General features: G+C 36.6%; 12 protein-coding genes and 1 tRNA gene. 6 read left to right on the top strand and 7 right to left on the bottom strand.

From position 1 onward, the window contains the following. The 7 genes from N2201_05300 to pgsB all read right to left on the bottom strand — a co-directional run. Positions 1-3,377 (bottom strand): C25 family cysteine peptidase (locus N2201_05300; protein ID MCX7785626.1); only part of this gene is annotated, 3,377 nt, incomplete at its 3' end. 36 nt (positions 3,378-3,413) lie between these two features. Then, on the bottom strand, positions 3,414-4,484 hold the full coding sequence (locus N2201_05295) for a hypothetical protein (protein MCX7785625.1): 1,071 nt from the start codon (positions 4,482-4,484) through the stop codon (positions 3,414-3,416). 38 nt (positions 4,485-4,522) lie between these two features. Further along, complete coding sequence (locus N2201_05290) at positions 4,523-5,638, bottom strand: hypothetical protein (protein MCX7785624.1); 1,116 nt, start codon at positions 5,636-5,638, stop codon at positions 4,523-4,525. Positions 5,639-5,812: 174 nt separating this feature from the next. Then, entirely contained in the window at positions 5,813-6,703 is an 891-nt protein-coding gene (locus N2201_05285; protein MCX7785623.1) for a hypothetical protein, read from the bottom strand. Then, positions 6,703-7,857 carry a poly-gamma-glutamate system protein gene (gene pgsW / locus N2201_05280; GenBank protein ID MCX7785622.1) on the bottom strand — a complete coding sequence of 385 codons (1,155 nt, stop codon included), beginning with the start codon at positions 7,855-7,857 and terminating at the stop codon, positions 6,703-6,705. The genes N2201_05285 and pgsW overlap by 1 nt, the downstream gene beginning before the upstream one ends. An 8-nt stretch (positions 7,858-7,865) precedes the next feature. Beyond that, a complete protein-coding gene (gene pgsC, locus N2201_05275; protein MCX7785621.1) occupies positions 7,866-8,318 on the bottom strand; it encodes a poly-gamma-glutamate biosynthesis protein PgsC in 453 nt (150 codons plus the stop codon). Between the two features lie 261 nt (positions 8,319-8,579). Then, positions 8,580-9,761 (bottom strand): poly-gamma-glutamate synthase PgsB, encoded by a 1,182-nt coding sequence (gene pgsB / locus N2201_05270; GenBank protein ID MCX7785620.1) that lies wholly within the window; start codon positions 9,759-9,761, stop codon positions 8,580-8,582. Between the two features lie 497 nt (positions 9,762-10,258). On the opposite strand from pgsB, the gene N2201_05265 reads away from it, so the two are divergent. From N2201_05265 to N2201_05240, 6 genes are all read left to right on the top strand, one after another. After that, positions 10,259-10,331, top strand: a tRNA-Ala gene (locus N2201_05265). Positions 10,332-10,350: 19 nt separating this feature from the next. Continuing rightward, positions 10,351-10,896 carry an arginine decarboxylase, pyruvoyl-dependent gene (locus N2201_05260; protein MCX7785619.1) on the top strand — a complete coding sequence of 182 codons (546 nt, stop codon included), beginning with the start codon at positions 10,351-10,353 and terminating at the stop codon, positions 10,894-10,896. A gap of 12 nt (positions 10,897-10,908) precedes the next feature. Next, a complete protein-coding gene (locus tag N2201_05255) occupies positions 10,909-12,024 on the top strand; it encodes a deoxyhypusine synthase family protein (GenBank protein ID MCX7785618.1) in 1,116 nt (371 codons plus the stop codon). A 63-nt stretch (positions 12,025-12,087) separates the two neighbouring features. Beyond that, complete coding sequence (buk, locus tag N2201_05250; GenBank protein MCX7785617.1) at positions 12,088-13,179, top strand: butyrate kinase; 1,092 nt, start codon at positions 12,088-12,090, stop codon at positions 13,177-13,179. A gap of 43 nt (positions 13,180-13,222) precedes the next feature. After that, on the top strand, positions 13,223-14,944 hold the full coding sequence (gene iorA / locus N2201_05245; protein ID MCX7785616.1) for an indolepyruvate ferredoxin oxidoreductase subunit alpha: 1,722 nt from the start codon (positions 13,223-13,225) through the stop codon (positions 14,942-14,944). Beyond that, on the top strand, positions 14,941-15,488 hold a 548-nt coding region (locus N2201_05240), incomplete at its 3' end, for an indolepyruvate oxidoreductase subunit beta (protein MCX7785615.1). The genes iorA and N2201_05240, both read left to right, overlap by 4 nt.

Genomic DNA, 15,488 nt, shown 5'->3' with positions numbered 1-15,488 from the left:
TAGCAGATAGTTGCAACCTCCTCGCGAATCGAAGTAAAAGTATCTGGCGGATTAGTCGTAAATTTAACTGCTCGACCACTTACAATTGGTGCTACTGAGGCTGGATACTGATTAGCAAAAGTCAATTGCGTTGCAATGGTCTGCTCATAATTCTCAATGCCCGCAGTCGCATAATTGTGATTATCATCATATGTAGTATCATCATTAAAGACCGTATGATACTGAAACAGAATATCACCATCACCTGTTTGAGTCGGATAATAGACTGGGTCAAAAAGTATTACTTGAAAAGTCTGTAATTCACCAACTTCAGGAGTCTTAAAACCGTGAATATGTCGCACTCTTGACCACTGGACACAAAACCGATGCGAACTGGCGTCATAATAATAATAGACACCACTGGCATTCATTGTGTCCGGATGAAAATCATCCCAAAACGGTGCAATCATTGCTGGCGCGCCTAATGGTCCAGGCAATCGCCAATTATACGGGTCAGCAATATTTGTTGAATCCATTGCCAAATAACCATTAGAACAGACTGAGAGCCGATTATAATTTCGGCCATAAAACTTAAAATTAAATGGCAAATGAATTGTTTTAATATCATCATTGCGCAATGGAATTCTAATACCTGAACCACCATAATTCGGGTCAATCTCATACCATTGATAAACCGGCGCCTGATTATATCCGACATCAACATTATCATACGCATAATAACCATAAGCATCAGGACCTAAAACCGCACTAACATTGACCACACCAACCACCACTGGAACATTAACAATTCGCTGATAATTATTATCGGCCCGTAATACTAATTGCATATAAAACTGATGACCAACCGCAATCTGCGAACTGGCCTGAATTGTAAAATAATCCGTACTGTTTTGTGCCGAATCACCACTTAAAACACTACCAAAATATCCCAAAGAATCTAAAATTCTAATTGCTGCAGGATTAGCAAACCTTAAAATCCCCGAAACATTATGCACATTTTCTAAACCGCGATTATAGATTTTGACCAAAAGATTGGCAGATTCTCCAGGTTCTAAAATTTGATTATTACCATCTAAGACTTGATGTCGCAAATAAGACAATTCACCGGCCCGCATCTGACAACTAAAACCACTTTGATACGCACCACTTTGCGTTGTGATAAAAAGTTGAAACCGAACCTGATGTCCATTGGTGCAATTAGGTGCAACCGCAACTTGAAATGAATTTACTGCTATCTGACCCGGTAAAACATTACCATAACTTTTAACTGAATCGAGCAATTGAATATGCGGGTCATCAGTTCTTAGAATCGCAACCGTATTAGATGCAGATTGCGAAGTGCCATAATTTTTCAAACTCACGGATAAATTGATATTTTGCCCGGCAATAAGATTGCCTGAATGACTATAATAACCAACATAAACCGGTGAAGAAACAACATAAGACATACCTTGATGCGGAATATAATTTTGTGCAGTCACGGTCACAAACAAAGTATCGGGTGTTTGGACCAAAATATCAAAATTAGCAACTCCTTGATTATTGGTTCTCGCAACTACTTTTACTTCATTCTGTTTATATAAAGAAACTAAAGCATTAGCCACAGGTTGACCTACACGATTGTTAACTAAAACTGAAAATTGACTTGTGCCCACCGGAATTGATTGACTATAACTACAGAAAAGTGAATCCGGCACTTTACCAATCCACATTTGTAAAGACGGGTCACCAAAAAGATTATAAGTAAAAGTATGAATTTTCAAATCAACCGAATCACGGGAGAGAGGAAAATTAGCCATCATTTCTAATTTGCCCCGGAACATTGCTGGACCACAATGCGTAATACCTTCATCAAAAATTCCCCAATACACACCGTAATTATGACAATTATTATATCGGGTTGAAGTTGTGCCATAAGTAGGACCATAAAAAGCCACTGCGCCTTTAGGTTGAGTTGGAGTCCCGCTAGAAAGCCACACCTTACCAAAACAAGGGTCAAAAGCAAAATTACCGGTCGCACAATAAAAACTTGTAATCACCGGCAGTTTCCAACCGTTATTACACAAACTGATATTATCACTATGAAACGCAGGTCTATCCCAACCAAACCGATTCCCCCAACCTCGACCATTAACAAATGATACACCGCGGGTAATAATCGTGTCAATTATACCTACACCACTGTTATAGGGTGGGTCAAAGATCGTATCAACTCTTAAATAGTTATTTTGTAAAAACTTATTTCTGGTCCAGCGCAAAGTTGCTAATGCCGTCCAAACTACGGCAGTTGACGAGTATTGTGTGCCGACCATCAAAGCCCTTCGATACCATGAAGTATCTTGGACCCAAGGTGATTTCTCATAGCCTAAAATCTTCGCAACCATAACCGCAAGTTCGGATGCATTTGACGCTGGTAAACGACCAACAAACAAATCCGGATAAATATCATTACCCGCAACACAACTATAAAGATGGTCTCCAATACTGGATGTGCCGGGAATTGGAATACTAGGCAAAAGACTGGCTGAACCTACTAAAAGCACATATTCTAATGTCGGATTAGCATTATAAAATTGCATAATATAATTCCTAATTGCCGAATAACTTGAGCCAATTTCCGAAAGACGTTTGATACTCACCGAATAACCTTTTAGTTCTTTCCATCGGGCTAATTGCAAAAGGTCATTAGTGTATAGAACATCAGGCGTTATGATTAAATATTTTCCTGGTAATCCTATTCCATTTTTTGCACGATTCGGCTCATAGTTTAATATTACACTCTGATATAGAGTATGAAAAGCGGAGGACTCGATTTTTTCTCGTTCGAAACGAACTCGACCATAATGAGTAAGCGTATTGCAATTGCCGGATAGCGATGCGTGGATTGCTATCTTGATTTTATGATAACAGATAACATGGTCATCGCGTAATTCAAATTGTTTTACTGCGATGGGCACAACAGTAAGATGTCCTAACTTACCGGGTTGACCACACATTGTAACTGGCAGATCGCGAATCGCAGCTCGCGAATAATCGGTATGACCCGGCCGATAAGGCCACATCTCTGGATTAATCGCAATAATCGTTGAATCAACGCTATTAACTACAATATCAGGAATATAACTTTCCTCAACGGCAATGAATTTACCACGATAGAGATATGGTGTTTGATTTTCGCTAAATTCGGCTTTTAATCTTTCTTCAAGATTAAAATCAATTAAATCTTCATCGGAAACTTTAATTTCAACTTTGATGAAATCACCTGTTTTTTCAATAATTGAAAACTCAGACCGAACTGGCGATCGAATAAAATCTTGACTTAAGAGACTATTGATAAGACCTAAAAGAAATGCTAAAAAAACGCTAAATGTTTTCATTTATTCTTACCTCTTACTTCTTATATCATTTTTTTCTTACTTTTTGCTTTTAATTATCACTAACCCTTCATCTCGGTCGGCAACAAATATTATCTGCTCATTATTCACAAAGACACCTTTGGCATATGAAGTCTTGACCGTTTCCACTAAATAGGGTTTATTTTTATCCTTGACATTGACAACACATAATCCCGCATCACCACAAGCAAGATATGCCAATGTATCTTTTACATAAACTCGCTGGGCATAACCAGGTAAATCCAGTCTACTGATTATAGATGAAAATGTCGGTGCGGAAATATCAATCATTACTAAACCACCTCGTCCATCTGCAACATAACAAGTATTATCCTTAACAAAAAGCGACCGGGCATTACTTGGGGTATCAATATTGCTAATAAGTTCAACATTCGGATTTGGTGTCCATTTTATTTTAACAACACTAACTCCAAGTTGCTCACAAGCAAGATAAGCAAAAGAGTCTTTTATAAAAATTCCTCGAATACACCGAGGAAGCGAGAGTGTGCTATAATTAGGAAAGAACGGGTCAGTTAAATCATAAATGAAAAGTCGCTCGCGGGCTGCAACACCAATCAAATTTGTATCCGTAGCAAATATATCATAAGCATAAGCCACATAGCCGACCGAAGAAAAGACCGCACTGGTTTTTATACTATCCAAATTTGTTACATTCAGTTTGACATAGAGTTTAGAACCATAAGCAAGATATGCATAATTGTTTAAGGTCATTACCGACCAGCAAGTGTTAGCGCTATCCATCCATTGTGCTTTAATATACGGTTGCTCAGGATTATTCACATCATATATTACCAACCCAGCTTGGCCTGAAGCCACAAATGCGTAGTCTTTGTTATTTAATTTAGTAACATAGACTGATTGTGCATAGCCGGGATTGGCGCATCTACTTACAACCTGATAAATCGACTCCTCAATTGGTTTTTTACAACTCAAAGGAATGCTCGAAAGAAAAACCAAAAATCCACCGCAAATTAATAGGTGTAAATAGCAATTGTATCGCCATAGTAAAATTATTTTTTGTTTCATTTTATCTTTGGTGTTAAATTCAATAAGTTTTTTTATCTTCATTTTATCACCTGGTTTAATTTTCAATAAGTTTTTTATCTTCATTTTAGCCTTGGTGTTAATTTTATCCCGACTGACCATCGGTTAGTTCGATAATCTTTTATATCATCAATGTCGACCCGATAAAGAGAATTGACATTTCTGACTTCGTTTTCGTATTTGCTTATTAGGTGTATTTGTTTTGTGATTCGGTATTCCCAATTAATTCTCCAGCCATATTTAGTATCTGTTCTGCCTTGATGATATGGGTCCTGATGATAACTATTTTTAGTGGTGTATGTCCTTTTTGACCAATCGGCATCAATACCAAATATAACTTGACCTGATAGAAATCTTGTAATTTCTCGCTTAAAACCTATTGATAAGTTAGTTTCAATATACGAGATATCCGGTATCGGTCCTTTGGCATAGTTATGCTTTTGCTCGAACGAAAATTCAAATAATAATTTTCTAATCTTAGGTGTTATATTCAAGCCATATCTTATTGCTTTGCTATCATAAAAATCAAAATTTCTTTCATAATTGTTAATTTCGTATCTTATAATTGGTTTAATTTTTGTGTCGTATAATCTATAGACCATTTCTATAGTCAAAAGATGCTCGGAAAATATGCAAGGAATATATTTTGTTGATTGGACTAAAGGGTCTCGGTAATATCTAATTAAATATCGGGGTAGATACAAATAATTGATTTCAGTTGCGATTTGGGAAGAAAGTGGTTGGTGTATGCCTAAAGAGATAATCTGATAAGACTTTTCAGCGTTTATCGTATAATGGTATTGCTTATAGTTTAAGTGAATTTTGGGAATTTGGTATTTGGTATTTGGTATTTTATTAACTGGTATTGTGATTGTTGGATTTAATAGCACAATAAAATCATCAGCCGTGCGAAAGGGAAACCGGCTTGTGCGTTCCGCATAGTTTCTGATTTGATTACGAAAATTGTTCAAATCAACCTTTGAATACTTAAAGATATTATCATCGTAAATTGTTGAAAGCGTAAAACTTAATTGGGGTCGCGGAGTAAACTTTACAACACGAGACTGACTAAAACCGACCGAAGACAACACGCCCGTAACGGGCAGGCAAATAGCGGATAGCAGTAAGTGAATAGAGATTGTAAGTTTTTGCGTTTTGCATTTTGCGTTTTTATTCATAAACTATAGTCCGTCCTGCAACATATAAAATACTGCTGAGTTTTATATTTTGCGCAAACTTTTATTCATATGTATCTTTCGCTTTTACTTTATACTTTGCGTTTGAACTTTAAACTTTTATTCATATGTGTCTTTTGCTTTTACTTTATATTTTGCACTTTGAACTTTAAACTTTTATTCATATGTATCTTTTGCTTTTACTGAAAAACTGATGCCGGCACTTTTTCCTAATCCGGCTTTCAAGTTGAATTCAATAATAAAATTGCCTGGGGGCACATCCAAATAGAAATTATTTGGTGTTGACGGAATTATTGCTGGTTGGTTCTTATACATTCCCGTCTGCGATTTTTCCGTGCGAAATGTCTTTGCCTGCCACTCTTTGCCTGATACTGATGCTGAAATAGTATAACTCTGTTTACCTTCTAAGGTATAATCATAGTTCAAACGACAAGTTGCTTTTAAGATTGCCGGTCCGGTTACTTTTACTTTGACTGGTTGTTTTTTAGTTATCTCATAATAAGTTATGATTTTTTCCCACTCAACAAATTGTAATTCTTTATAAGGTTGTTCTGGAGTTATCTTCTTATATTCTTTGGGTTTTTCAAAACTAAAGCGTAAAGCAACAGTTTCTGATGGAGCAGAGACAAGTGAAATTTGGTATTGATTAATTCCTGATGGGACTTCCAGATAAAACGAGCGCCATTTAGAATAACGGGTTTTATTTTCGCCAATTGCAGTATTAGATTTTTCTGTTTCAAATGTCAATAGTTTCTCGTCCTGGCCGTTTCGGTCTTCACCATGTTTCAGTAGTAACCGATAGTTCTGTTTGCCCGTCATATCATCCCGCCATAATAATCGAGTATAAACTCTAATATAAGTTGGTCCAGTAACAGCTAAATCAATTGGTCGCTCTTTAGTCAAAAGGTAGTATTCTTGCTCAATTCGTTTAACCACACTGATTATTGTTCGAGGAGTGACTTTTTTAATATCCAGACTTATCGGTTGAGCCGTTTCTTCACCCAGACCAATACTAAACAAAAGCAACCACCATTTGATGATTTTCATTAGTGCTCCTTTTTCTTTGTAAGATAATATTCCAAATCATATCTAATAACAAAGTAAAGAATAATAATAATAAGCAGAGTAAAAATTAATGCCAAAGTTTCCGAATATCGTTTTTCGGCAAACAGTTTTCCTTTACCCAATGTTGGCAAAGGCACTGCAGCAATTGGAAGGCCATATTGCATCGCAATTTTATTAGCATCGGTAAGATTGATGACAGGAATTTTTCTAATTAGCATATGGTAAATCACTGAATTAGGGTCAATCTTTTTGTTTTTATTTTTTATGATACCCTGATTCAAAGTACTTCGCGGCGATACGCCTAAATTAGCACCAATATTAGCAACTGATTTTCCAATATTGATAAATGCTTTAATTCGCCTCCGAGCCGAACTTACTGTTGCCGATTCTTGGGTTTCGGTTCCAGTAAAATAAACTTGTAATCGTCTTTCAATAGGCGACACGCCTAAACTGGTTTGTAAATTTTGCGAACTGAGCAATTTTATCTGATTCCGATGACAAGATAACATTAACTCGGCTCGACCCTGAGGACTAAAGCCACGCCCCAAATCATCTTCGCCACCTAAGGTTGCGAATGATGAACGAAAAGGAAAGATTCTCTCTTGATAACAAATTCGTTCCATATCAAGAAATGTGAATTGAGGCTCATTTGCGCCCCACATTGCAGAACTGACGGTTGTAATAATAATCGGCTTTAAGCCCAAAACCCGCATTGCGGAATAAAGCGCCAAATTCGCGCCAACCAAACTACCATCGAGCCCAACAGCAATTGTGTCATTTTCTTTTAACTTTAATTTCTTAAATAGTTCAATAAAAATTGCTGGAAAATTGGGATCAGTAGTTGTCAGCACCGACGACAAATCGTTTCGCTCTAATGTAATTGTGGTGTATTGCGAACCGATGAGTCCGGTCTTATTAGGGTCATTAATCGTATCAATTGGAAGTCCCAAGCGCAGACGCTCTTTTTTTATTACCTCCATTGCTGACAAATAAATTTGCCCGGCTTTTAACTTCTCTTCATAAAACTTGGCTTTGACTACCCGAATACTGGCAGAGAGAATAACAAATAAAAATATCGAAAATAAGGCGAAAGCAATTAAGACTGTTTTACCAACTTTACCTGTCCGCTTCTTCACGAAACACCTCAGATGGGAAAAATTCTTCCCTGAGAAAGAAAGATAATAATTAACCGAGTTAAAACTGCGGCAACAGTCATCGTGGTAATGGTCTCAATAATACCTTGACGATTTATCCAATATGCAATTAATCCTGGAATCACATAACCTATTGTGGTAATATCCAGTCTTAGTTCGGCAAAATGAATCTCCGGAAACAACCGAAAAAGAAATCCAAGAAGATAACCCAATAGCACCGCAATGACTAAAAGTCTTCTGCCATATAATAACATAAATTGACCCAGAAATTTTATTATAAGAAAAGTAATAATTCCGACAAGCGTTGTCGCAATAACTTTTATTGGCTGATGAAGATATAACGCAATATATCCCGGCACAACAATACCACCAGCAGCAAGCCCTATCGTCTCAGTTAAAAATAGACTCGCCAACATTCCTAATCCAATCGTTTCTATTACCATTTTAGTTCCCTTTTTCTCTTAATGTCTATCATATGCTTAAATTCTTTATAAAACATATACGACATAGGCTAAGAGTCACATTATATTGATATACTAAAAACAATCAAATTTTGTGCCAAATTCTATTTATATTAAACAATAAAATTAAAAAATTGTTATACATTGCGATACAACAATTTCGGTTCATAACTTTTGATGCTTTTGTATTTACTATTTGGTTGTATCATACTAAAAAGTAAAGGCAATTTTTTTCTTTTAAGACTATTGATTTTCACTTTTATAATCAATTTCCCCTCCTTTTTGGGCAAAATATGCGATTACTGTTTCGCCAAATCCAACAATATTCCCTGTAGCAAAAATCAGCGCGTTCTTTTTAACTAAATCTAACACTTTGGAATATATCTGTTCGGGTGTTTTGCCTTCTAAATTTACAATTTTCTGTTTCGGTATTCCCAGACTGGTTGCTTTTTTTACATATGGCATTGTCAAAAATCCGGTGGCAACAAACCAGTCTGCATCAAATTTTTGTGCGGTTAATTCGCCAAGTTGTAAAGAACGGTCTGCTCGGTCATCCCGACAATTTACTAAGACTATCCGCTCATCACTCAAATTTTTTACTCTTTCCCATAATAAAAAAATCGAATCTGGGTCATTTGCTGCTAAAGTATTTACTAATCGCATTTCTTTCCCTTGGTCCTGGATTGTCCAGATGCGCATAACTCCTGGGTCAGGATTTGCCTGATACATTCCTTTGAGGGCAGTATTTTTATCTATTCCCAGATGACTACAAACCAATACGGCTAAAGCAACATTTTCTTTATGCTCAACATAAGAAAAGCCCTTCATATCTTCATCTGTAACCATATTAGGGTCAGCAAGAAAGACTTCAGTTTTTTGTTTTCTTGCCCGATGGCGAAAGATTTCAAGATGAGAAGCATCTGCCGTAAAGAATTTACCATTTTTCGGGATGGTATTAGATAGATTTTTTGCGACATCGAACACAGTCGGTCCCATCACATCTAAATGGTCTGCTCGAGCATTAGTAATAACACCGTAATTAGATTTTATAATGCGATGTGCTGAAGTCCACTGATATTCTGGTACTAAAGCCATACACTCAAGCACAATTGCATCCGGTTTATATTTTACAGCTTCCCGGAAAATTTTCTTATCTTCGCCAATATTAGGCTTGCCCAATCGTTTAATTGGAACTTCTTCAGTATTACTAATAATAAATCTTGGTTTCGTGCCGGTGGTTTTGGCAATTACCCTCATACCACTGGCTCGTAAACCGCCGGCAATCAATCTGGTCACAGATGATTTACCGCGCGTACCATTTACATGAATCCGAATCGGAATTTTATTGACATTTCTCTTATGCGCTTGCAATTCGAAAATTCCCCAAAGAATATAGCCGATTGTTAATATTAATAGAATTAACATCTTCTGCGGTAAAAAACTAAAAAGTAATACTTAAAATTACAAAATAACATAATAACTATCTATTCAAGAGAAAAGAAAAAAATCGAATTTACAATTCAACATATCAATTAAACATCAATCAATCGGTTCAGTTTATTATTCTATTATTATATTCTTTTTTTCAACCAATGTCAATTACTCGGATTAGGGAGATACACTTTTATTTTTAGCACATTAAGTCTAATTTACTCAAAGTATTATACACTACCATATACAGTTTTAGTAATTATACTAGTGGTATTCAGATAGTATATGTGCTTTTAACCAAATACAACAAATAATGGAAGACAAAGCCGTTATGTATGAAATAAAAGATTCTACACAAAATCCTTGACCCTACCTAATGTTACCAATATACCGATTGACACATTGCATTTTTTTATTGACTTTTATTTTTTTTTAATTAAAATCAAGTGTTGAAAAAAACTTTAATGCATGAAATAATTTATTCTTATTTTGGGGCAGTAGCTCAGTTGGGAGAGCACCTGAATCGCACTCAGGAGGTCGGCGGTTCAAATCCGCTCTGCTCCATTTTTAGAAACCAGGGAAAATGATTATTCCGAAAAAACTTTTTCTTACTAAAGGAGTTGGTCGGCATCGTGATAAACTTTCCAGTTTTGAAGCCGCATTAAGAGATGCGGGCATTGCCCAATTTAATATTGTCAAAGTATCAAGTATTTTACCCCCGGCAAGTAAAATTATTCCCCGCAGTAAAGGATTACAATATCTAACTCCAGGTGAAATTATCTTTTGTGTGATGTCAGAAAATTCTACCAATGAACCGCATCGCTTGATTTCCGCCTCGATTGGTGTCGCAGTGCCTAAAGAGAGAAATCAGTATGGTTATTTATCGGAATATCATTCTTTTGGCGAAACTGAATCTAAAGCCGGCGATTATGCGGAAGATTTAGCCGCATCAATGTTAGCAACAACTTTAGGTGTTGAATTTGACCCAACTGCCGGTTGGGATGAACGAAAAGAGATATGGAAAATTTCGGGTAAAATCGTTCGGACAATGAATATTACCCAAACCGCAATTGGCGATAAAAGAGGATTTTGGACCACAGTTGTCGCAGCCGCAGTACTTTTACCCTAAGAAAGGAGTGTTATGAAAAAGATCCCTTTTCTGAGAAAAAAAGTCAAAGCCATAGGGGTAAAGCCCAATATGAAAAAGATACCGTTTCTGAGAAAAAAAGTCAAGGCAATAGAGGTAAAACCGAATAAATCAATAACCCAATTACTTAATGATATGGCGCAAACTGGTTTTCAAGGACGGAAATTGGCTGAATGCGTCGATGTGTTTGCCGAGATGATTAACCGCAAGAATCTGACAATTTTATTTGGTTATGCCGGCTCACTATCCACTACAGGTCAATGGAAGATTATTAACTGGTTAATCGAAAACAATTATATTGACATCTTAATTCCAACTGGTGCCAATATCTCTGAAGATATCGTCGAAGCAATGGGAAAATGTTACTGGCAGGGCTCACACTTAGCCAATGATAAGGATTTATTCTACTACGGATTAAACCGGTATTACGATGTCTATGGTCGTGAAGATGATTATCTTGAAATGACCACTTTAATCGCAGATTTTATTCAAACCCTCCAAGAACATTACAACTATTCCTCACGCGAATTTCTCTATTTATTTGGTAAATGGTTAAGTAAAAAGGGCATCAAAAGTATTGTTGCTATTGCCGCAGAAAACAATGTTCCAATTTTCTGTCCCGCAATAATGGATAGCCCTTATGGCGATGCTTGTCTGATTGCTAAAAGTCGCGATTTCAATTTACAGATCGATGCGGTGAAAGATTATGTTGAATTTATGAGTTTAGGTGAGCGAGTTAAAGAAACCGGCGTGATTTATATTGGCGGCGGAGTCCCCAAAGATTTTATCCAACTTTTTGCCGTGACTTGTGATCTTTTATATAAAAACAAAAAAGTTCCAGGCAAGAAAGGAATTACTAGATTGCTTACCGATGAAACTTATTATCCTCATAAATATGCCATTCAAATAACCACCGATTCACCCCAATGGGGAGGTTTATCTGGTGCAACTTTTGAAGAAGCAATTTCTTGGGGTAAGGAAACTGACCAAGGCAGATTTATTCAGTGTTATTGCGAAGCGACAATTGCCTTACCAATTGTTGCCCATGCTTTAGCTGAACGAAAATTAAAACGGAAACCATCAAATCTTCTACAATATTTCAAGCGCTGATTTGTCATTCTATTGTAAATTTGGATTGAATGTCTATAATAAGAAATAGAAATAGTAGATGGAATGCGAATTTTAGTTATTAATCCTGGTGGCTCATCAACAAAAATTGCCATATTCTATTTTTTAAAAAAAGCAAACTCGATTAAATCGGTTGATGAAAAAAATTTAATAAAAGTTTTTGAGCAAATAATACATCATCCCGTTTCAATTCTCAAGAAATTTAAAAATATCTTAGACCAGTATAATTATCGAAAAGAATTAATTATCAAAGCAATTGGCAAGCAAAGTTTCGATATCATTGTTACCCGTGGCGGACCCTTAAAGCCCTTAAAAAGTGGTACTTATCCCATTACACCTAAAGTAATATCTGATATTAAACAAGGAAGAATTCAAAGTATGCACCCTTCCTTGCTAGGACCAATAATTAGTTATGCAATAGCCAAAGATCGCAGATTAAAAGCATTCTTTGTCGACCCTGAATCAGTAGACGAATTCTCCCCATTAGCCCGAATATCTGGACTCCCAGAAATTGAACGGAAAGCGCTATCCCATTTTTTAAACATTAAAGCCGTAGTTCGAAAAGTTGCAAAAAAAATAGGAAAGCCAATTGGTCTACTGAATTTTATTGTTGCCCATCTTGGTAGCGGAATTACGGTTTCGGCAATTAAACAAGGCAAACTGATTGATGCCAATAATGCCAATGAAGATGGTCCTTTTTCTCCACAACGAACCGGCTCTCTACCTCTTGCTCAAGTGATTGAAATGTGCTTTTCGGGTAAATATTCTAAACAAGAAATGCTTGACAAAATTCAAAGAAAAGGCGGTCTTTTAGCATACTTAGGCACAGATGATATCAGAATTATTGAACAAAGAATTAAAAAGAATGATAAAAAAGCCAAACTGATTTATGAAGCTATGATATATCAGATTGCTAAAGAAATCGGTTCAATGTATGTCGTGTTAAAAGGCAAAGTTTCTGCAATAGTTATCACCGGCGGACTTGCTAAATCTCAACAATTAGTTAGAAAATTAAAACAATGGATTAGTTTTATTAAAAAACCCGTTTTCGTCATTCCCGGAGAAGAAGAAATGAAAGCATTGGCATTAGGCGTGTTAAGAGTTATCTTAGGCATCGAAAAGATCCAAAAATATTAATTAATGACCTGTGAATTTTATTTAATAGGATAAGGAGTTTTTCATGGAAAATATAATAAAACGAAAATTACTTTCCGGTGATGAAGCAATCGCCCGTGGCGCTTGGGAAGCCGGATGTAAAGTCGCCGCAGCATATCCCGGGACACCTTCAACCCAAATTTTAGAAAATCTCGCAACTTATAAAGATGTTTATTGTGAATGGTCCACAAATGAAAAAGTTGCTTTAGAGGTTGCATTAGGTGCAGCACTTGCCGGTGTTCGTTCATTATGTGCGATGAAACATGTTGGGCTCAATGTTGCTGCCGACCCGTTGTTCTCTTCAGCATATATTGGAGTGCGCGGCGGAATGGTAATTGTAACCGCAGATGATCCAGGAATGCATTCTTCACAAAATGAACAAGACAATCGTTATTATGGCATGTTTGCGAAGATTCCTGTTTTAACACCTTCAGATAGTCAAGAAGCCAAAGATTTTACTAAATTGGCATTTGAAATTTCTGAGCAATATGATGTTCCGGTCATTTTACGCATTACAACCCGTATCGCCCATTCTAAAACCATTGTCAATTTAGACGAACGTAAAGAAATTACTGCTAAAGGTTATGATAAAGATATATCCAAGGCGAATCTTTTGCCACAATTTGCACGTATGCGGCACAAATCCTTAGAAGAACGGATGCAAAAATTAACCGAATATGCGAACACAAGTACTATTAATCAGATTATCGAAGGCAAAAAAAATTTAGGCATAATAGCAGATGGTGTTGCCTATCAATACGCTCGTGAAGTTTTCCCCAAAGCATCGTTCTTAAAATTGGGGATGGTCTGGCCCTTTCCTAATGAGTTGGTTAAAAAATTTGCCCAAGGTAAAAAATACCTTTATGTAATTGAAGAAGTCGACCCATTTCTTGAAACACAAGTAAAAGCACTCGGCATAAAAGTTGTTGGCAAAGAAAAACTACCATTAATTGATGAACTCAATCCCCGAGTAGTAAGAAACTCATTAACTGATAAAAAAATTTCCTTCAGTCCAGAAACATCTTTACCAGCGCGCCCCCCTGCATTGTGTCCAGGATGTCCGCACGCCGGACTTTTTTATTTACTCCAAAGAAAGGATGTAATCATCACCGGTGACATTGGTTGTTATACATTGGGAACATATGCTCCTCATAATGCGATGGATACATGTGTTTGTATGGGCGCTTCCATAACATTAGCACATGGCATTGAAAAGGCATTACATAACGGAAAGAGAGTCGTTTCAATTATTGGTGATTCTACTTTTTTCCATATGGGGCTACCCGGTTTAGTTAATACTGCTTATAATAAAGGCAATCAGATCTTAATTATTGTTGATAATCGAACTACAGGAATGACCGGTCATCAGGACCATCCTGGAACAGGTAAAACTTTAATGGGCGAACCGACCAAATTACTTGATTGTGCTGAAGTTGCTAAAGCTTGTGGCATCGATAAAGTTTATGTTATTGACCCGTATAAAATCAGAGAGAATCGCACTTTATTCCGACAAATCCTTGCTGAACCCGGACCGGCAGTTATTGTTTCTCGACAATCGTGTGCTTTACTTGTTCCTCGCAAAACTGCCAAAAAGATTGTCGAAGAAAAATGTAACGGTTGTAAACTGTGTATGGCAATAGGGTGTCCTGCTATGAGTTTTGTGGATAATAAAGTTGTAATTAATCCCGCATTTTGTGTTGGCTGTGGAATGTGTATCGAACTCTGTCAACGGGAGGCAATTATATGAGAAACAAGGTAACTAATATTCTGTGTTGTGGTGTTGGTGGTCAGGGAGTACTACTATTTACTGATATTTTGGCTGATGTCGCAATGCAAGCTGGCTTAGATGTAAAAAAAGCCGAAGTGCACGGAATGGCACAACGAGGGGGAAGTGTGAATAGTCATTTGCGATTTGGTGAAAAAGTCTTTTCGCCCCTTGTTGAAGAAATGACCGCTGACTTTGTTGTTGCTTTTGAAAAATTAGAAGCAGTCCGCCATCTACATTTTCTGTCAGAAAAAGGAATTTTACTAACCGATACCTTAGAAATCGCACCAATGCCCGTTTTGACCGGCGCTACCGAATATCCCAAGGATTTAATCGAGCGAATACAAAAAAGAGTAAAGAAATTTTATCTTGTAGAAGCATTTAATAAAGCAAAAGAACTGGGAGAAGTGCGTGTCCAAAATATTGTAATGTTGGGTGCACTTTCTCGCTTCTTAAAATTTCCTCAAGAACTCTATCATCAGTCAATTGAAAGAAATGTCAAAGCGAAATTTGTCGATTTAAATCT

The sequence above is a fragment of the candidate division WOR-3 bacterium genome, assembly GCA_026418155.1.
GTDB lineage: Bacteria > Hydrothermota > Tepidihabitantia > Tepidihabitantales > CAIPLT01 > JAOABV01.
Note: the sequence above shows the minus strand (reverse complement) of the source record. Positions and strands in the feature narration are given on the sequence as shown.